At 68.5% G+C, this 18,863-nt stretch carries 16 protein-coding genes; 11 read left to right on the forward strand and 5 right to left on the reverse strand.

Features of this window, described 5'->3' with window-relative positions; genetic code table 11:
* Positions 1–154: 154 nt before the first annotated feature.
* Positions 155–2,578: a penicillin-binding protein 1A gene (locus AO398_RS04160; protein WP_058190770.1), complete on the forward strand. Its 2,424-nt coding sequence runs from the start codon at positions 155–157 to the stop codon at positions 2,576–2,578.
* Positions 2,579–3,015: 437 nt separating this feature from the next.
* On the opposite strand, the gene purQ is transcribed toward AO398_RS04160, so the two are convergent.
* The 5 genes from purQ to AO398_RS04185 all read right to left on the reverse strand — a co-directional run bounded on the left by purQ (position 3,016) and on the right by AO398_RS04185 (position 6,462).
* Positions 3,016–3,696: a phosphoribosylformylglycinamidine synthase subunit PurQ gene (purQ, locus tag AO398_RS04165; protein ID WP_058190771.1), complete on the reverse strand. Its 681-nt coding sequence runs from the start codon at positions 3,694–3,696 to the stop codon at positions 3,016–3,018.
* Positions 3,696–3,935: a phosphoribosylformylglycinamidine synthase subunit PurS gene (purS, locus tag AO398_RS04170; protein WP_058190772.1), complete on the reverse strand. Its 240-nt coding sequence runs from the start codon at positions 3,933–3,935 to the stop codon at positions 3,696–3,698. The genes purQ and purS overlap by 1 nt, the downstream gene beginning before the upstream one ends.
* Positions 3,936–4,065: 130 nt before the next feature.
* Positions 4,066–4,299: a hypothetical protein gene (locus AO398_RS04175; protein WP_058190773.1), complete on the reverse strand. Its 234-nt coding sequence runs from the start codon at positions 4,297–4,299 to the stop codon at positions 4,066–4,068.
* A 119-nt stretch (positions 4,300–4,418) separates the two neighbouring features.
* Entirely contained in the window at positions 4,419–5,018 is a 600-nt protein-coding gene (locus AO398_RS04180; RefSeq protein ID WP_058190774.1) for an ActR/PrrA/RegA family redox response regulator transcription factor, read from the reverse strand.
* Between the two features lie 58 nt (positions 5,019–5,076).
* Positions 5,077–6,462, reverse strand: a complete 1,386-nt coding sequence (locus AO398_RS04185) for an ActS/PrrB/RegB family redox-sensitive histidine kinase (RefSeq protein WP_058190775.1) — start codon at positions 6,460–6,462, stop codon at positions 5,077–5,079.
* 291 nt (positions 6,463–6,753) lie between these two features.
* Here AO398_RS04185 and phaZ point away from each other — a divergent pair, with 291 nt between their 5' ends.
* The 10 genes from phaZ (at position 6,754) to AO398_RS04235 (ending at position 18,844) form a co-directional block, all read left to right on the forward strand.
* A complete protein-coding gene (gene phaZ, locus AO398_RS04190; RefSeq protein ID WP_058190776.1) occupies positions 6,754–8,031 on the forward strand; it encodes a polyhydroxyalkanoate depolymerase in 1,278 nt (425 codons plus the stop codon).
* 482 nt (positions 8,032–8,513) lie between these two features.
* A complete protein-coding gene (locus AO398_RS04195) occupies positions 8,514–10,100 on the forward strand; it encodes an ABC transporter substrate-binding protein (protein ID WP_058190777.1) in 1,587 nt (528 codons plus the stop codon).
* Between the two features lie 264 nt (positions 10,101–10,364).
* Positions 10,365–11,306 (forward strand): ABC transporter permease, encoded by a 942-nt coding sequence (locus AO398_RS04200; RefSeq protein ID WP_058190778.1) that lies wholly within the window; start codon positions 10,365–10,367, stop codon positions 11,304–11,306.
* A gap of 107 nt (positions 11,307–11,413) precedes the next feature.
* Entirely contained in the window at positions 11,414–12,277 is an 864-nt protein-coding gene (locus AO398_RS04205) for an ABC transporter permease (protein ID WP_058190779.1), read from the forward strand.
* A complete protein-coding gene (locus tag AO398_RS04210) occupies positions 12,274–13,287 on the forward strand; it encodes an ABC transporter ATP-binding protein (RefSeq protein WP_058190780.1) in 1,014 nt (337 codons plus the stop codon). Before AO398_RS04205 ends, AO398_RS04210 begins: the two co-directional genes overlap by 4 nt.
* Positions 13,288–13,540: 253 nt before the next feature.
* Positions 13,541–14,545 carry an oligopeptide/dipeptide ABC transporter ATP-binding protein gene (locus AO398_RS04215; RefSeq protein WP_058190781.1) on the forward strand — a complete coding sequence of 335 codons (1,005 nt, stop codon included), beginning with the start codon at positions 13,541–13,543 and terminating at the stop codon, positions 14,543–14,545.
* A gap of 20 nt (positions 14,546–14,565) precedes the next feature.
* Entirely contained in the window at positions 14,566–15,705 is a 1,140-nt protein-coding gene (locus tag AO398_RS04220) for an amidohydrolase/deacetylase family metallohydrolase (protein ID WP_058190782.1), read from the forward strand.
* Between the two features lie 408 nt (positions 15,706–16,113).
* Positions 16,114–16,884, forward strand: a complete 771-nt coding sequence (locus AO398_RS04225) for an ABC transporter ATP-binding protein (RefSeq protein WP_058190783.1) — start codon at positions 16,114–16,116, stop codon at positions 16,882–16,884.
* Complete coding sequence (locus AO398_RS04230; RefSeq protein ID WP_152997405.1) at positions 16,877–17,797, forward strand: ABC transporter permease; 921 nt, start codon at positions 16,877–16,879, stop codon at positions 17,795–17,797. Before AO398_RS04225 ends, AO398_RS04230 begins: the two co-directional genes overlap by 8 nt.
* Positions 17,798–17,851: 54 nt before the next feature.
* Positions 17,852–18,844 carry an Ldh family oxidoreductase gene (locus AO398_RS04235; RefSeq protein ID WP_058190846.1) on the forward strand — a complete coding sequence of 331 codons (993 nt, stop codon included), beginning with the start codon at positions 17,852–17,854 and terminating at the stop codon, positions 18,842–18,844.
* Positions 18,845–18,863 lie beyond the last annotated feature (19 nt).

Raw genomic sequence — 18,863 nt, forward strand, 5'->3', positions numbered from 1 at the left:
CGGGACGTCCGACGCCCCGTCGCACCGCCGCTGAACCGGCAATCCGAGGGGGCCTCACGGGAGCGTCCGGGAGCCGACCGCGTCGAATACGGACGCCCGTGCCGGATGAGCCGAACCCGGCATGCGGCCGGGCCAGCGACGAGCGGAACACCGGATGCGTCTGATCCTTCGTTTCTTCGGGATCCTGTTCAGCGCCGGCGCGGTGCTGTTCGTGGTCGGCGCCGCGGCCGGCGGCTACTTCTACTGGAAGTACAGCCAGGACCTGCCCGATCATGCCGCGCTCGCCAATTACGAGCCGCCGGTGATGACCCGCATCCACGCGTCGGACGGCTCGCTCCTGGCCGAATATGCCCGCGAGCGGCGGCTGTACCTGCCGATCCAGGCGATGCCGAAGATCGTGGTCGCGGCCTTCCTGTCGGCCGAGGACAAGAATTTTTACAAGCACGGCGGCATCGATCCCGAGGGGATCGTGCGCGCCTTCCTGACCAATGCCAAGTCGGGTAAGCGCCAGGGCGCCTCGACCATCACCCAGCAGGTCGCCAAGAACTTTTTGCTGTCCTCCGAGCAGACCTATGATCGCAAGATCAAGGAGGCGCTCGTGGCCCTGCGCATCGAGGCGGCCTATTCGAAGGACAAGATTCTCGAACTCTACCTCAACGAGATTTTTTTGGGGACGATCGTTCCCGGCCGGAACCTGCACGGCGTGGCGGCGGCCGCGCTGGATTACTTTGGAAAATCGGTCCACGAGTTGACCATCAACGAGGCCGCGTATCTCGCCGCGCTGCCCAAGGGGCCGAACAACTACCACCCTTACCGCAAGACCCAGGCGGCTTTGGACCGCCGCAACGAGATCATCCGCCTGATGGCGGAAAACGGCTACATCACCAAGGACGAGGCGGATGCCGCCAAGAAGATGCCGCTCGGGGTCAACCCCCGGGTGGCCTTCCCGAACGCCGCCAACGCCAACTACTTCACCGAGGAGGTCCGCCGCGAGATCTCCGAGCGCTACGGCGAGAAGAAGCTCTACGAGGGCGGCCTCTCGGTGCGCTCGACGCTGGATCCGAAGATGCAGGGCTGGGCCCGCAAGGCCCTGGTCGACGGCCTCGTGCGCTACGACCAGGCCCATGGCTGGCGCGGCGCGGTCACCAAGGTGGACCTGACCGGGCGCGACTGGGGCATGGCGGCGGCCGAGGTTCCGGCGCTCGGCGACGTCGCACCCTGGCGGCTCGCCGTGGTGCTGGGCAATGGCGGCGGTGGCGTGCAGGTCGGCCTCCAACCCCGGCGCGAGGCGTCGGGCCAGGTCGGCAAGGACCGTGAGACCGGCGTGATCCCCCCGGACGGCATGCGCTGGGCAGGCCGGCCGAACCTCCAGCCCGGCGACATGGTCTATGTCGAGGCAATGGAGGGCGGCCGTGGCCAGTTCCGCCTGCGCCAGAAGCCCGAGGTCTCCGGCGCCATCGTGGCGATGGACCCGAACACAGGCCGCGTCCACGCGATGGTGGGCGGCTTCTCGTACGACGAATCCGAGTTCAACCGCGCCACCCAGGCGATGCGCCAGCCCGGCTCGTCGTTCAAGCCGATCGTCTACTCGGCGGCGCTCGACAACGGTTACACGCCGTCGTCGATCGTGCAGGACACGCCGATCACCATCGAGGCCGGCCCGGGCCAGGAAGCCTGGACGCCCTCGAACTACGACGGCAAGTCCGGCGGCCCGCACACCCTGCGGTACGGGATCGAGCATTCGAAGAACTTGATGACGGTCCGGCTCGCCAAGGATGTCGGCATGCCGCTGATCGCCGAATACGCCCGCCGCTTCGGCGTCTACGACGACCTGCTGCCGGTGCTGCCGATGTCGCTCGGCGCCGGCGAGACCACGGTCATGCGCATGGTCACCGCCTACTCGATGCTCGCCAATGGCGGGCGCCGCATCCGGCCGACCCTGATCGACCGCATCCAGGACCGGATCGGTGAGACGATCTATCGGCACGACAACCGCAAGTGCATCGGCTGCGACGCGGAAAAGTGGTCCGGCCAGGATGAGCCGAAGCTGGTGGACGATTCCGAGCAGGTGCTCGACCCGCTCACCGCCTACCAGATGGTGTCGATCATGGAGGGCGTCGTCCAGCGCGGCACCGCGACGTTGCTGAAGCAGATCGGCAAGCCGCTGGCCGGCAAGACCGGCACCACCAACGACGCCAAGGATGCGTGGTTCGTCGGCTTCTCGCCGGATCTCGCGGTCGGCATCTATATCGGCTTCGACAAGCCGCGCTCGCTCGGCGACCGTGCCACCGGGGGCGGCTTGGCGGCGCCCATCGCCCTCGAATTCCTGAAGACGGCCCTCAAGGACAAGCCGCCGACACCGTTCCGGGTGCCGCCCGGGATCAAGCTGATCCGTGTGAACCTCGCCTCCGGCACCCGGGCCGGATCGGGGGAAGGTGCCGGCACGATCCTGGAAGCGTTCAAGCCGGGTACCGCGCCGCCCGATTCCTACGTCGCCCCAGCCTCCAGCCAGAGCGCTGCCCCCGCGGCGGTCCCGGCGGACCCAGACCGGGCCGCGCAGGCGGGTGGGCTTTACTAAGGGACGGCCGCAGGACGAACCAGCGTTGGATTTCGGGGCCGCCAAGCAGAGCCCGGAGTCTGGAAGTACCCTGCGATCAAAACCTTGCACCGTTGACGGCTCTCGCGTGCCGCCATCGGCAGTCCCTTCGGATCTGGACTGTCTGCCGCGCCTCTGAATGACGGGATCGGTTGTTCGGCAGTCCAGGAAGCGCCAAAAATCCCTGTCTGCGAACGCGCGTCCCAGGATTTTGGGGAGGCGACATTGTACCGATGCGGCTGCGCGGTTCACCCACCGGACAGAAAAAAGCCGCCCGGTTGGGGGCGGCTTCGCGAGTCGTCAGGGAGGCATCAAACAGAGCGGACGGAACCGTCCAACTCGATATCCAGATCTCTGGATGCCTTTCTATGCATCATGAGCGTTAACGGCTGATTAAAAATCAGTTTTGAAACCAAAACTCATGCGGCGAGACTGTCGAAGAGTCCTCGGCCGTCGGTGCCGCCGATCAGGCCTTCCACGAAGTTCTCCGGGTGCGGCATCATCCCGAGGACGTTGCCGCCCTCCGAATAGACCCCCGCGATGGCGTTGAGGGAGCCGTTGCGGTTGGCCTCGACCGTGATGGTCCCGGTGGCGTCGCAATACCGGAAGGCCACGCGGCCCTCGCCCTCGATCCGTGCCAGCGTCTCGGGATCAGCGAAGTAGTTGCCCTCGCCGTGCGCGACGCAGACGTCGATGACCTGTCCCCGGGTGTAGGCGCTGGTGAAACGCGTGTCGGTGCGCTCGACCCGAAGCGTCTGCCGGTGACAGATGAAGCGGCGGTTGACGTTGCGCATCAGGACGCCCGGCAGGAGGCCGGATTCGCACAGGATCTGGAAGCCGTTGCAGATGCCCAGTACGAGACCGCCCCGGGCCGCATGCGCCCGCACCGCATCCATGGCAGCCGCGCGCCCGGCGATGGCGCCGCAGCGCAGGTAGTCGCCGTAGGAGAAGCCGCCCGGCAGGACGGCGAGGTCGGTGCCGGCTGGCAGGTCCTGATCCGCGTGCCAGACCATGCTGACCCGCGCCCCCGAGCGGCGCAGAGCCCGGGCGACATCGCTCTCGCGATTCGAGCCCGGAAAGACGACGACCGCAGCGTGCATCAGAGGATCTCGATCGCGTAGTTCTCGACGACGGTGTTGGCGAGCAGCTTCTCGCAGGCCGTCCGCAGGGTGGACTCGGCCGATGGGCCGTCGGCAGCCGAGATTTCGAGATCGAACACCTTGCCCTGACGGACGCTGTCGACGCCTTCGATGCCGAGGGACCGGAGCGCGGCCTCGATCGCCTTACCCTGCGGGTCCAGCACACCGGTCTTCAGGGTGACGATGATACGGGCTTTCATGGATCTTCAGGTCTCACGCGTAGCCGGAAACGAGGGCGCGACACGCGGCGTCGTCACACCGGCGGCCGTTGCGCGTTCCTAGCAGGAAGGCTGCCGGCCTGTCGAACGCCGTCTCGGACAGGCGGCCCGGCTAGCGCGGCGTGGCTCGCGTCCGGATCGGCTCGATGCTGGTCGCCCGGCGCCAGAGCTGGAGCATGATCCAGACAGCGAACAGGCTGAAGACACCCATCAGAACGTGGCCCACCCGGTCGCCCAGATCGAACAGGCCGGCCAGGGCCCAGCCGGCGGCGATGGCCACGGCGAACACCTCGGTGCCGACGAGGACCATCATGCTCACGATGGTGATGGCGTTGCGCCCGTTCACGAGACTCGTCCCCCCGGTCGATTGCGAGGTCCCGGACGTGGTAACCCCGGGACCTGCGCAGCTAGCCCACCGGAGAGGGGGGATGCAACCGCGGGACCCGGGATCGGTGGTTTTGCGCCTCAGCGCGGCGCGCGCTTGGCCAGGATCCGCTGCAGCGTCCGGCGGTGCATGTTGAGGCGCCGGGCAGTCTCACTGACGTTGCGGCTGCACAGCTCGTAGACCCGCTGAATGTGCTCCCAGCGGACCCGGTCCGCCGACATCGGGTTCTCCGGCGGATCGGCCCGCTCGCCAGGCTGCGCCATCAGCGTACCGTGGATCTCGTCCGCGTCGCCGGGCTTGGCGAGATAGTCGAAGGCACCGAGCTTCACCGCCGTGACGGCGGTCGCGATGTTGCCGTAGCCGGTCAGGATCACGCCCCGCGCCTCGGGGCGGCGCTCCTTCAGGCGGGCGATCACGTCGAGGCCGTTGCCATCGCCGAGCCGCATGTCGATCACCGCGAAGGCGGGCGGCCGGGCTTCGACCGCCGAGACTCCGTCGGCGACACTGTCTGCCACCTGAACGTGGTAGCCACGGCTTTCCATGGCGCGGGCGAGCCGCGTCGAGAAGGGCTTGTCGTCATCCACGATCAGCAAGCTGCGGTCGGTGAAGGCGGCGAGCGGATCGGCTTCGTTGATCACGGCGGGATCGATCGCTGCCGTGGTCCCGGGCTGCGTCAGCATCCGGCACTCCTTTCAGGTTTTCGTAAGGGAATTACTAAGTCAGTTCTTGGTCTGATCCTCATATAGGGACGACATCGCCCGGGGGCAGGGGCGTGTGGATATTGAGTTCCGGCGAATGGCGCGGGGCTGCCCCCCGCTCGAAGATGTGGCGGGCCCAGGACACGCGCACGATCGCCCCGTGAGCCTCCGGCGCCGAGACGTTCATCAGCGCGATCTGGGCGCCCGAGCGCTCGATCAGGGTCTTGGCGATGAACAGGCCGAGGCCGAGGCCGGCACCCACGGTCCCGCCGGTCTGCGAGCGATCGGCACTGCGGGTGGTTACGTAGGGCTCACCGGCCCGCAGCAGGACCTCGCTGGAGAAGCCTGGCCCGTCGTCGCGAATCTCGATCCAGACGCGCTCCTGGGTCCAGCGCCCCTCCACGGCGACGCGCGAATCGGCGAAGTCGACGGCGTTGTCGAGGATGTTGGCCAGCCCGAACATCACCCCGGGGTTGCGGCGGCAGGCGGGCTCCGGGCCGTCACCCAGGCTGGAAATGTCTAGGACCGCGCCGAGGGCGCGCTGGGGTGCCACAAGCTCTTCGACCAGATGGCTGAACGTGACCGTTTCCAGGAAGCCGACGCCGTCGCCGTCGAGGGAGGTGAGCTTGCCGAGGATGCCGCGGCAGCGGTCGACCTGCTCGCGCAGCAGGTTCAGATCCTCCGCCACCGCCGGCGATGCGGTCGGCCCGAGCTGCCGGATCAGCTCCTTGGTCACCACCATGATGGTCCCGAGCGGCGTGCCTAATTCGTGGGCAGCCGCCGCCGCGAGACCGTCGAGCTGAGACAGGTGCTGCTCGCGCGCCAGCACCAGCTCGGTGGCCGCCAACGCCTGGGCGAGGAGCCGCGTCTCCTCGGCGACCCGCCAGGCGTAGACGCCGGTGAACGCGGTCCCGAGCAGGATCGCGGTCCAGACTCCGGAGACGTAGAGGAACGGCAATTCGATCCGCCCGTCCGAGAACCAGGGGAGCGGCCGGTGCACCAGGGCAAGCAGGGTCGCCAGTCCCACGGCCAGCAGGCCGAGCGCCAGGGTTCGCTCGGGCGGCAGCGCGGTGGCGGAGATCAGCACGGGGGCGAGGAAGAGTAGCGAGAACGGATTCTGAAGGCCGCCTGTGAGGAACAGGAGGGCGGCGAGCTGCACGATGTCGAAGGCGAGCAGCAGGGCCGCGGAATCGTCGCTCAGCCGGTAGCTCGCCGGGAAGCGGATCCGCAGCGCGAGGTTCAGCCAGGACGAGGTGGCGATCACCAGGAAGCACCAGCCGAAGGGCAGCGCCAAGCCGAGGCCGAACTGCGCCCCGACCACGGCGGCGCTCTGGCCGGTGATGGCGAGCCAGCGCAGGCGGACGAAGGTGTCGAGCCGGAGATGGCGCGAGTTGCGGACGAGGCCGTGGAGGTTGCTGTCGGGCATGCAGGCATCGGTGAAGCGCCGGTGAGGCCTCGCCGGCGCAGGGTGTTTCGACGGAGGCCGCAGCGCAGCGTCCGGGCGAAGGGCCGGATCCGTTGTGCCCACGGCGTGTCACGAGCAAGTCGCTCGGGGCCGGGGATGTTCCGCGATCGTTCAGGGTGGAACCTTATCCCGCGAGCCAGGTTGCAAAAGGCTCCGCGTGCAGGCCGGATGTCGGCCGCCCGGGTGGCGTGCCGTCCCGTGGCGGACCGGTCTCGGTCGGCCCCGGACGGCATCCGAGACTGCGAGGGTGCGATGCTTCTGGCTTATGGGATGTTCGAAGGTGCGCGTGCCCTGATGGCGCCAGCCCGGCTCGCCGCGGATCTCACCCGCCACGCCCTTCAGATGCCCGGCAATCCGCTCGCCTACGGGCCCTACGCTCGGGCGATCAGTGCCGGCTGCGAGATGTTCGAGCGGGCGACCCGCCGCTATGGCAAGCCCGCCTTCGGCTTCACCGAGACGATCGTCGACGGGACGGCGGTCCCGGTCAGCGAGCGCGTGGTCTGGGAGCGGCCGTTCTGCCGCTTGGTCGCGTTCGAGCGCGCCTTCATCACGCCCCCGGTTGAGCCGCAGCCGAAGCTGCTCATCGTCGCGCCGATGTCCGGGCACTACGCGACGCTCTTGCGCGGCACCGTGGAGGCGATGCTGCCCAACCACCGGGTCTACGTCACCGACTGGACCGATGCCCGGATGGTGCCCCTGGCGGAGGGGCGCTTCGATCTCGACAGCTATATCGACTATCTGCAGGAAATCTTCGCCGTCCTCGGGCCGGATCTGCACATCATGGCCGTGTGCCAGCCGGCTGTGCCAGTGCTGGCTGCGGTGGCGCTTTTGGAGGCCAAGGGTGATCCGGCGGTGCCGGCCTCGATGACCCTGATGGGCGGCCCGATTGACACCCGCCGCTCGCCCACCGCGGTGAACTGCCTCGCCCAGGAGCGCGGCCAGACCTGGTTCGAGCGTAACACGATCAGCCTCGTGCCGCCGATTTACCCAGGCGTCTGGCGCCGGGTCTATCCCGGCTTCCTGCAGCTATCGGGCTTCATGGCGATGAACCTCGACCGCCACGTCACCGCCCATTCGGACATGTTCGACCATCTGGTGAAGGGCGACGGCGACTCGGCCGAGAAGCACCGGGAGTTCTACGACGAGTACCTGGCGGTGATGGACCTCACCGCGGAATACTACCTCCAGACCGTGCAGACCGTCTTCGTCGATCATGATCTGCCCAAGGGCCGGATGCGCCACCGCGGTACCCCGGTCGATCTGGAGGCCATCCGCCGCTGCGCCATCCTGGCCGTCGAGGGCGAGAACGACGACATCTCCGGGGTCGGCCAGACCAAGGCCGCCCTCGACCTAACGCCGAACCTGCCTGAGTCCCGCAAGGCCTATCATCTCCAGGCGGGCGTCGGGCATTACGGCGTGTTTAACGGCTCCCGCTATCGCACGGTGATCGCTCCGCGGATCGCCGCCTTTATCCGTGCCCAGCAGGCTGATTCCGGCGTGCAAGGCTCGCACTTGCGCCAAGTGGGCTGACGAACGTCCTGGTTTCGACCGGTCCGAGACCTATCGCCGGGACTGGGTTGAGCCCTGGTGTCTGGGCCTCAACCAAAGGGCTGCATGCCCTGCGGAACTCCGTGTCTCGACCTGCAATCCGCCGCGCCTGGCCGGGCGGCCGCGTTGCATTTTGAATTCTCTTCCGCTCCTGGTGGCGCGAGGCTTGCGTGGCCGTGTCCGTGAGCACGATGACCGCTGATCTCCTGTCGCCCCTCCGTATCCCCTGCCGGCCGGCATCCGGCCGGATGATGTCGCACGCGGACAGGATGCGGATAACTAGAATTCAACTCCCTAGAACCGTCTTGCGATAGCGGGGAACTGGCGCATGCTGCAGATCGCGTGAAAATCCAGCCCGCTCCGGCCCGATACACCGCCGGAGCCTTCCGTCGACCGAGTCACAGACGCATCCGAGATGCGGGCCGGTAGCCGGGATCGAGATCCCGCCGGCCAGGGAGATCACGATGGACCGCAGGACGTTCCTCAAGGGCTCGGCCGCACTCGGGCTCGCCGCCCCGCAGGTCGCGATGCCGGCCGTGGCGCAGGGCTCCAAGGTGCTGCGCTTCGTGCCCCAGGCGAACCTCGCCAATTTCGATCCGATCTGGGGCACGCAATACGTGGTGCGCAATGCCGGCACCCTCGTCTGGGACATGCTCTACGGGGTCGACGCGCAGCTGAAGCCGCAGCGCCAGATGGTCGAATCCGAGGAGGTCTCGGGCGACCAGCTGACCTGGACCTTCCGGCTGCGGTCCGGACAGAGATTCCACGACGGCGAGCCGGTTCTCGCCAAGGATGTCGTGGCGAGCCTGACCCGCTGGATGGCCCGCGATCCGATCGGCCTGATGATCCGCGGGATCCAGGACGACCTCGCCGCCACCGACGATCGGACCTTCCGATGGCGCCTGAAGAAGCCGTTCCCGAAGCTCCTCTACGCACTCGGCAAGACCAACGCCCCGATGGCCCTGATCATGCCGGAGCGGATCGCCAAGACCGACCCGTTCACGCAGATCACCGACTATGTCGGCTCCGGCCCGATGACCTTCGTGCGCAACGAGTGGGTGCCGGGCGCCCGCGCCGTGTTCCAGAAGTTCGCCGACTACAAGCCCCGCGAGGAGCCGAATTCGTGGCTGGCCGGGGGCAAGCACATCCTGGTCGACCGGGTCGAGTGGGTGATCATGCCGGATGCCGCCACCGCTTCGGCGGCGTTGCAGAACGGCGAGGTCGATTGGTGGGAGAACCCGATCTCCGACCTCGTGCCGCTCCTGCGCAAGAACGCCAACCTCAACGTCGATATCGCCGACCCATTGGGCAATATCGGGTCGTTCCGAATGAACCACCTGTATCCGCCCTTCGACAACCCGAAGATCCGCCAAGCCGTGCTCACCGCCATGAGCCAGGAGGATTACATGCGGGCGATCGTCGGAGACGACGACAGCCTGTGGAAGAAGCTGCCGGGCTTCTTTACGCCGGGCACACCCCTCTACACCGAGGCGGGGGGAAGCCGCGTCGGCACCGGCGACATCAAGCTCGGCCAGAAGCTGCTCAAGGAAGCCGGCTACAAGGGCGAGCCGGTGGTCTGCGTCGTGGCCCAGGACCAGGGGATCACCAAGGCGCAGGGCGACATCACCGCCGACCTGCTGAAGCAGATGGGCTTCAACGTCGATTTCGTCGCCACCGACTGGGGCACCACCGGCACCCGACGGGCCTCCAAGGCGCCGCCGAGCCAGGGCGGCTGGAACATGTTCCACACCTGGCATGCCGGCGCCGACGCCATCAACCCGGCGGGCTACCCCGCGGTGCGGGCCGGCGGCGACAAGGCCTGGTTCGGCTGGCCGAACATACCCCCCGTGGAGGCGGCCATCGCCGAGTGGTTCGACGCCGCCGACCCGGCCGCGGAAAAGGCCGCGATCGACAAGGTCAACGCCGCCGCCTGCGAGGGCGTGGTCTACGTCCCGACCGGGTTCTTCCTCGGCTACCAGGCCTGGCGCAAATCGGTCTCGGGCATCGTGAAGGGGCCGATCCCGTTCACCTGGGGCGTGTCGAAGGCGTGATGGGGCGGGTGGTTGTCATGTCGGCATCCGTGCCGCGCGCTCCCTCCCCCCTCTGCGGGGGAGGGTGGCCCCTGCGTCAGCAGGGGTCGGGGGAGGGGAACCCGGCTGTTGGGAAGGGCGCAGCCTTCATGAAAGCCACCACTTCGTTCTGCGCCGTCGCTCCCCTCTCCCGATCCCCTTCGGGGGCCACCCTCCCCCGCAAAGGGGGGAGGGGACTGCGTTGCGCCCTCCGCCACATCCAGCTCACGCCATAGCGGAGGACCCATGCTCGGCTATATCGGCAGGCGCATCCTGGCCACTATCCCGGTGATGGCGGTGGTCGGCTTGTTCGTCTTCAGCCTCCTCTACTTCGCCCCCGGCGATCCGGCCGCGATCATCGCGGGCGATCAGGCGACGCCGGATGACGTGGCGCGCATCCGTGCCTCGCTCGGCCTCGACCGGCCGTTCCTGGTGCGGTTCGGCGAGTGGTCCTGGCAGATCCTCCACGGGGATCTCGGCACCTCGATCTTCACCAACCTGCCGGTCACCACGATGATCGGCCAGCGGATTCAGCCGACCGTGTCGCTGATGCTCGTAACCCTGATCCTGGCCATCGTGGTGGCGGTGCCGCTGGGCGTCGTGGCGGCCTGGAAGGCCGGCAGCCTGATCGACCGCCTGGTCATGGGGCTCGCCGTGATGGGCTTCTCCGTCCCGGTGTTCGTGGTCGGTTACGTGCTCGCCTACGTGTTCGCCCTCGAGCTCGGCTGGCTGCCGGTGCAGGGCTACACGCCGATCGAGCAGGGCCTGTGGCCGTGGTTCGCGAACCTGATCCTGCCGGCGGTGACGCTCGGCCTCGTCTACATCGCGCTGATCGCCCGGGTGACGCGGGCGACCATGCTGGACGTGCTGCAGCAGGATTACGTGCGCACCGCCCGGGCCAAGGGCCTGGCGCAGGGACCGGTGCTGTTCATCCACGCCCTCAAGAACGCCGCGGTGCCGATCGTCACCGTGATCGGCATCGGCATCGCGCTCCTGATCGGCGGCGCCGTGGTCACCGAGACGGTGTTCGCGATCCCCGGCCTCGGGCGCCTCACCGTCGATGCGATCCTGCGCCGTGATTACCCGGTCATCCAGGGCGTCGTCCTGCTGTTCAGCTTCGTCTACGTGCTGGTGAACCTCGCCATCGACCTGTTCTACACCGTGCTCGACCCGAGGATCCGCTATTGACCGCGACCGTCGCGCCACTCTCCGGTCCGTCCCGCGCCAGGGACCCGTCGCCCCAGGACGCGCCGCATAAGGGGTCGCCCCCAGCGGGCCTCGCCGTCGCAACGCCGATGCCGGACGTGATCCCGGCGCGCAAACGCCGGGGGCCGGTCTGGGGCTACGTCCGCCGCAACCCGACCATCGTGGTCGGCGGGATCCTGCTGCTGATCGTGTTCCTGATGGCTCTGCTCGCGCCCTATCTCGGCACCGTCGATCCCACGGCGCTCGCCCCGGCCAAGCGCACCCGCGTGCCTTCGGCCCAATACTGGTTCGGCACCGACATGCTCGGCAGGGACATCTATTCGCGCGTGGTCTACGGCGCCCGCGTCTCGCTGCTGGTCGGCTTCTCGGTGGCGCTCCTCGCCTCGGTGGCAGGGCTCGCGGTCGGGCTGATCTCGGGGATGGTGCGCTGGCTCGACGGCATCGTCATGCGGATCGTCGACGGCATGATGTCGATCCCGCCGATCCTGCTGGCCATCACCCTGATGGCGCTGACCCGCGGCTCGGTCCAGAACGTGATCGTTGCGATCACCATCGCGGAGATTCCCCGGGTCGCCCGGCTGGTCCGGGGCGTCGTGCTGTCTCTGCGCGAGCAGCCCTATGTCGAGGCCGCCGTGACTACGGGCACGCGCATGCCGGCGATCATCTGGCGACACATCCTGCCCAATACCCTGGCGCCCATGACCGTGCAGGCGACCTATATCTGCGCCTCCGCGATGATCACCGAGGCGATCCGCGGGTTCATCGGCGCGGGCGTGCCGCCCTCGACGCCCTCCTGGGGCAACATCATGGCCGAGGGCCGGGCCCTCTGGCAGGTCAAGTTCTACATCGTCCTGTTCCCGGCGATCTTCCTGTCCATGACGGTGCTCGCGGTGAACCTCGTCGGCGACGGCCTGCGCGACGCCCTCGACCCCCGCATGGCCAAAGACGCATGAGGAACCCCGGCGTGAGCGGCGTACCCCTCCTCTCCATCGAGAATCTGCAGGTCCATTTCCGCACCTCCGACGGGGCCAACCGGGCGGTGGACGGCGTGTCCTTCGCGATCCAGGCCGGCGAGACCCTGGCGATCGTCGGCGAATCCGGCTGCGGCAAGTCGGTGACCGCGATGTCGATTCTACGGCTCTTGCCCGAGCCGCCGGCCGCCATCGCCGGCGCCATCCGGTTCGAGGGGCAGAATCTCCTCGACCTGCCCATGAAGGCGATGCGCAGGATCCGCGGCAACGACATCAGCGTCATCTTTCAGGAGCCGATGACCAGCCTGAACCCGGTTCTGACCGTCGGCCACCAGATCGGCGAGACCCTGCGGCTGCACCAGGGCCTGAGCCGGCGCGAGGCCGAGGCGCGGGCGGTGGAGATGCTGACGCTGGTCGGCATCCCCGAGCCCGGGCGCCGGGTGCGGGAATACCCGCACCAGCTCTCCGGCGGCATGCGCCAGCGGGTGATGATCGCCATCGCGCTCGCCTGCTCGCCCAAGCTCCTCATCGCCGACGAGCCGACCACGGCGCTCGACGTGACCATCCAGGCCCAGATCCTCGACCTGATGCGTGACCTGAAGCGCCGGGTCGGCGCCGCGATCATGCTGATCACCCACGACCTCGGCGTGGTCGCCGAGGTCGCCGACCGGGTGGTGGTGATGTATGCCGGCCGAAAGGTCGAGGAGGCCTCGGTCCGCGACCTGTTCCGGGCGCCGCGCCATCCCTACACCCGCGGCCTGATGGGGGCGGTGCCGAAGCTCGGCGCGGTCGAGCACGGCGCCACCGAGCGCCTCGCCGAGATCCCCGGCATGGTCCCGAGCCTGAAGCAGCGGATCGAGGGCTGCGTCTTCGCCGGCCGCTGCCCGGACGTGACCGACCTGTGCCGCAGCTACGCCCCGGCCCTCGAGCCGAAGGCCCCCGCCCACCTCGCCGCCTGCCACTACGCGCCGAAGGACGCCCTCGCGGCATGATTTTTTGTGACTTGGCGCAACGCGCGGCGCGTCTTCCCTCCCCCCTCTGTGGGGGAGGGTGGCCCCTGCGTCAGCAGGGGTCGGGAGAGGGGAACCCGGCTTCAGGACAAGGCCGAGCCGGTATGAAGGCCACCGCCTCATCCTGCACCGTCGCTCCCCTCTCCCGACCCCCTTTGGGGGCCACCCTCCCCCGCAGAGGGGGGAGGGGACGCGCTGCGCGCGCCTTTCCTCGTCTCGTCACGGAGACCCGCCCGTGACCACGACCGCCCGCACCCTCCTGCAGGTCAACGACCTGAAAAAACACTTCCCGCTCGGCGGCGGTCTGTTCGGCCGATCGACCCGGGTGCTCAAGGCGGTGGACGGCCTGTCCTTCACGGTGGACCGGGGCGAGACCCTTTCGCTGGTCGGGGAATCCGGCTGCGGCAAGTCCACGGTCGCCAAGGCGCTGATGCGCCTCTACGCCCCCACGGCCGGGCAGGTGGTGCTGGCTGGCCGGCGCATCGACGATCTCTCGGCCGGCACTTTGCGGCCCCTGCGGCGGCGGATGCAGATGGTGTTCCAAGACCCGTTCTCGTCGCTCAACCCGCGGATGCGGGTGCGGGCGATCCTGGCCGAGCCGATCCGCAATTTCGGGCTGGCCAAGGGCTCGGCCGACCTCGAGGCGAAGATCGCCGCCCTGGTGGTGCGGGTCGGCCTGCCGCGGGAGGCGCTGGGGCGCTGGCCCCACGAATTCTCCGGCGGTCAGCGCCAGCGCATCGGCATCGCCCGGGCGCTCGCCGCCGAGCCGGACCTGATCATCTGCGACGAGGCGGTCTCGGCGCTGGACGTGTCGGTGAAGGCTCAGATCGTCAACCTGCTGCGCGACCTGCAGCGCGAGCTCGACCTCGCCATGCTGTTCATCTCGCACGACCTCGCCATCGTCGAGCACATGACCCACCGGGTGGCGGTGATGTATCTCGGCAAGATCGTTGAGATCGGCCCCCGCCGGGAGCTGTTCCTGGCCCCCAAGCACCCCTACACCCAGGCGCTGCTCTCGGCGGTGCCGATCCCGGAGCCCGGGGCCGGGCGCACCCGCATCGTGCTCAAGGGCGACGTGCCGAGCCCGATCAACCCGCCTAGCGGCTGCCGCTTTCACACCCGCTGTCCGCAGGCCTTCGACCGCTGCCGGGTCGAGGAGCCCCGCCTCGACACCGTGGGCACCGGCCATCTTGCCGCGTGCCACCTCAATGATGCGGCCGCGCCGGCGGTCGCGGCCTGACGCCCCTACCGGAGACAGCCGTGCAGCACGATCTCATCCTCAAGGGGGCCCGGGTGATCGACCCGTCGCAGAACCACGATGGGCTTTGCGATGTCGCCTTCGCGGAGGGCCGGGTCTCCGGCTTCGGCCGCGACCTGGTTGCGGGTCCGGGCACGCAGGTGCGGGAGATGGCCGGGGCGATCGTCACCCCGGGGCTGATCGACCTGCACACCCATGTCTACTGGGGCGGCACCTCGATCGGCATCGACGCCGACGATTTCTGCCGCACCTCCGGGGTGACCACCTCGGTCGATACCGGCAGCGCCGGGCCGGGCAACTTTGCCGGCTTTCGCAAGCACGTGATCGACCGGTCGGAGGCGCGCATCCTCGCCTATCTCCACGTGTCGTTTGCCGGCATCTACGCCTTCTCGAAGACGATCATGGTCGGCGAGAGCCAGGATCCGCGGCTCATGGCGCCGCGCGAGGCCGTGGAGGTGGCCGAGGCCAACCGGGACGTGATCGTCGGCATCAAGGTCCGGGTCGGGCGCAATTCCTCCGGGGACCAGGGTACCGCGCCGCTCAACATCGCCCTCCAGGTTGCCGAGGAGACCGGGCTGCCGCTGATGGCCCATATCGACGAGCCGCCGCCGAGCTACGAGGAGGTGCTCGCCATGCTGCGCCCCGGCGATGTGCTGACCCACGCCTTTCGGCCGTTCCCGAACGCGCCCGTGACCGCGCAGGGGGCGGTCAAGCCGGCGCTGCGCGAGGCCCGGGCCCGGGGCGTGCTGTTCGATATCGGCCACGGCAAGGGCTCGTTCGCGTTCAAGACCGCCCGGGCCATGCTGGCCGGCGGCTTTATGCCGGACACGATCTCGTCCGACGTGCACCAGCTCTGCATCGACGGGCCGGCCTTCGACCAGGTCACCACCATGTCCAAAATGCTCTGCCTCGGCATGGACCTGCACGAGGTCATCGCCGCCTCCACGGTCAATGCCGCGGTGGCGCTGAAGCGCATGGAATACGGCACCCTGAAGGTCGGCGCGCTCGGCGACGCCACCGTGCTGTCGGTGCGGGACGGCGCGTTCGACTACGTGGACACAAGGGGCGAGCACATGACCGGCGCCCAGCGGATCATTTCCGAGGGCGTGGTGCTGCGGGGCCATTGGTGGCACCCGGTGTAAGATGGGGAGGGTGAGGTTTCCCTTCGGAGGGTTCACGCTCCACCGTCATTGCGAGCGCAGCGAAGCAACCTAGGGAAACGCCACCTCCCGGGATCGCGCGCTGCCCTGGGTTGCTTCGCTGCGCTCGCAATGACGGTGCGGGACCATCGAACGCGCGCTTCGACCCGGAGGCGTACCAAATACGCCCCTTCGGCTGACCGCTGGGAACAGCCTTGTAGGATATTCCCGAACCTGCGCGGCAGCCCAGGATGACGAAATCATCGTCTCAATCCGGACAGCAATCCGAGTTTATCAAGAATACGCCGCTTTACAGTCTCTCCTCGCCGACCCTACACTTTCCCGTGAGGCCTGGACCATCTCCGGGCCATCAGCGACACGCGGCTCAAGCTGCGGCGCCAGGGAGGATGGATGGGTACGGGTCAACCTCTGCTGGAGGTCGACGGCGTCACGCTCCGCTACAAGACGCCCGACCACCTCGTCACGGCCACCTATCGGGTGAGCTTCAAGGTCTGGCCCGGGGACCGGTTCGTCCTGTTGGGGCCGTCCGGCTGCGGGAAGTCGACCCTGCTCAAGGCGGTGGGCGGCTACATGGCCCCCACCGAGGGGGAGATCCGGCTGAAAGGCCGCCCGGTGACCGAGCCCGGATCCGACCGGATGATGGTGTTCCAGGAATTCGACCAGCTTCTGCCGTGGAAGACGGTCCGGCAGAACGTGGTCTTCGCCCTCGAAGCCTCGGGCCGGCTCAAAGGCCGGCATGCGCTGGAGCGGGCGAACCTCTACATCGACAAGGTCAACCTCACGAAGTTCGCCGACAGCTACCCGCACACCCTGTCGGGGGGCATGAAGCAGCGCGTCGCTATCGCCCGCGGCATGGCGATGGAGCCCGACATCCTGTTGATGGACGAGCCGTTTGCGGCGCTGGACGCGCTCACCCGGCGGCGCATGCAGGACGAGCTGCTGATGCTCTGGGAGGAGACCCGGTTCACGGTCCTGTTCGTGACGCACTCGATCCCCGAGGCGATCAAGGTCGGCTCCCGCATCCTGCTGCTCTCGCCCCATCCCGGTGAGGTCAAGGCCGAGCTCAACAGCGCCGCCACCCCGGAAGCGGCGTTGCGGCTCGAGAACCGCATTCAAGAGATGCTGTTCTCCGAGGAGATCGAGGAAGCCGAGAATGTCTAACGCGCGCGTCCTGACCGGCGCTCCCCTGACGGTACCGCCACGCCCGGCCGCCGCGGAGCCGGTCCGCCCCGAGATCGTCCGGGAGACCGGCCACGCCCACGGCGCCCCGGTGGTGGAGAAGCCGCTCTCGGCCTTCGAGCGGCTCTACAACCAGGCCTGGCTGCGCAAGATCCTGATCCTCGTCCTGCTCGCGGGGATCTGGGAGGCCTACGGGCGCTACCTCGACAACGACCTGCTGTTCCCGACTTTCTCGGCCACCATGGAGGCGTTCTTCCGGGCGGTCGCCGACGGGACGCTGCCGGCCCGGGCCTGGAGCTCGCTGAAGGTGCTGCTGATGGGTTACGCCGCCGGCATCGTTCTGGCGACCCTGCTCACCGGCATCGCCATCGCGTCGCGGATCGGCACCGATTTCCTCGAGACCCTGACGTCGATGTTCAACCCGCTGCCGGCGATCGCGCTGCTGCCGCTGGCGCTGATCTGGTTCGGGCTTGGCAACGGCAGCCTGATCTTCGTCCTGGTCCACTCGGTGACCTGGGCGATCGCGCTCAATACCCATTCCGGCTTCCTGTCGGTGAGCCGGACCCTGCGAATGGTCGGGCGCAACTATGGTCTGTCGGGACCGCGGCTGATCGCCAAGATCCTGATCCCGGCAGCGTTTCCCTCGATTCTCACCGGATTGAAGGTGGGCTGGGCTTTCGCCTGGCGCACCCTGATCGCGGCCGAGCTGGTGTTCGGCGTCAGCTCCGGGGCGGGCGGGCTCGGCTGGTTCATCTTCGAGAACAAGAACATGCTCGACATCCCGAACGTGTTCGCCGGGCTGCTCACCGTGATCCTGATCGGCCTCGTGGTGGAGAACCTGATCTTCCAGACGATCGAGCGGCGGACCATCCAGCGCTGGGGGATGCAGGCCTGATCGAACTCCGGCATGGCATCGGGTGACGTCGTGCAGCCATCCGGAGCCCTGACCATGCCGATCCTGTCCCTCGCGGAGGCGCACACCCTCGTGGCCGGCGCCTTCCGCCGGTGCGGAGCCTCACCCGCCGCGGCCGACAGCACTGCCCGGGCCCTGGTGGCCGCCGAGGCGGACGGCCTGACGGGCCACGGGCTGTCGCGGGTGCCGAGCTATGCGGCGCAGCTGCGGACCGGCAAGGTCGTGGGCGATGCCGAGATCGTCGTGACCCATCCGCGGCCGGGGCTTCTGGCGATCGATGCCGGGCACGGCTTCGCCTATCCGGCCCTCGATGCTGCGCTGGCCACGCTGCCGGATCTCGCGCGCCACCAGGGCATCGCGGCGGCCGGGATCCGCCGCTCGCATCATTGCGGTGCGGCTGGACTGCCTGTGGAGAAGCTGGCCGAGGCCGGGTGCATCGCGATCCTGTTCGCCAACACCCCCGCCGCCATGGCCCCCTGGGGCGGCAGCCGCGCCGTGTTCGGCACCAACCCGCTGGCCTTCGGCTGCCCGCTGCCCGGCCGGGCGCCCATCGTGATCGACCTCGCCCTGTCGAAGGTCGCGCGGGCCACCATCGTGGGCGCGAAGCAGCGCGGCGAGGCGATCCCGGAGGGCTGGGCCCTCGATGCCGAGGGTCATCCGACCACCGATCCCGCCGCCGCCCTCGACGGCACGATGGCACCGCTCGGCGACGCCAAGGGGACGGCGCTGGCTCTGATGGTAGAGCTTCTGGCGGCCGGGCTCACGGGCGCACGCTTCGCCGCGGAAGCCAGCTCGTTCCTCGACGCCGCGGGCGACCCGCCCGGGACCGGTCAGCTGGTTCTGGCAATCGATGCGTCCGCCTTGAGCCCGGGGGCGCCGGAGCGCTTTGCCGTCCTCGCCGCCGCGATCGAAGATCAGGACGGCACCCGCCTGCCGGGAAGCCGGCGCCTCGCTCTGCGCGCCCGCGCCGTGGTGGATGGGCTGATGCTACCGGACGCTCTTTTCTCCGAGATCGCGAAGCTGGGATGACGAGGCCGGATGGTTCCCG

Origin of the sequence: Methylobacterium sp. GXS13 (genome assembly GCF_001455965.1) — a bacterium.
In the GTDB taxonomy this organism is placed as follows: Bacteria; Pseudomonadota; Alphaproteobacteria; order Rhizobiales; family Beijerinckiaceae; genus Methylobacterium.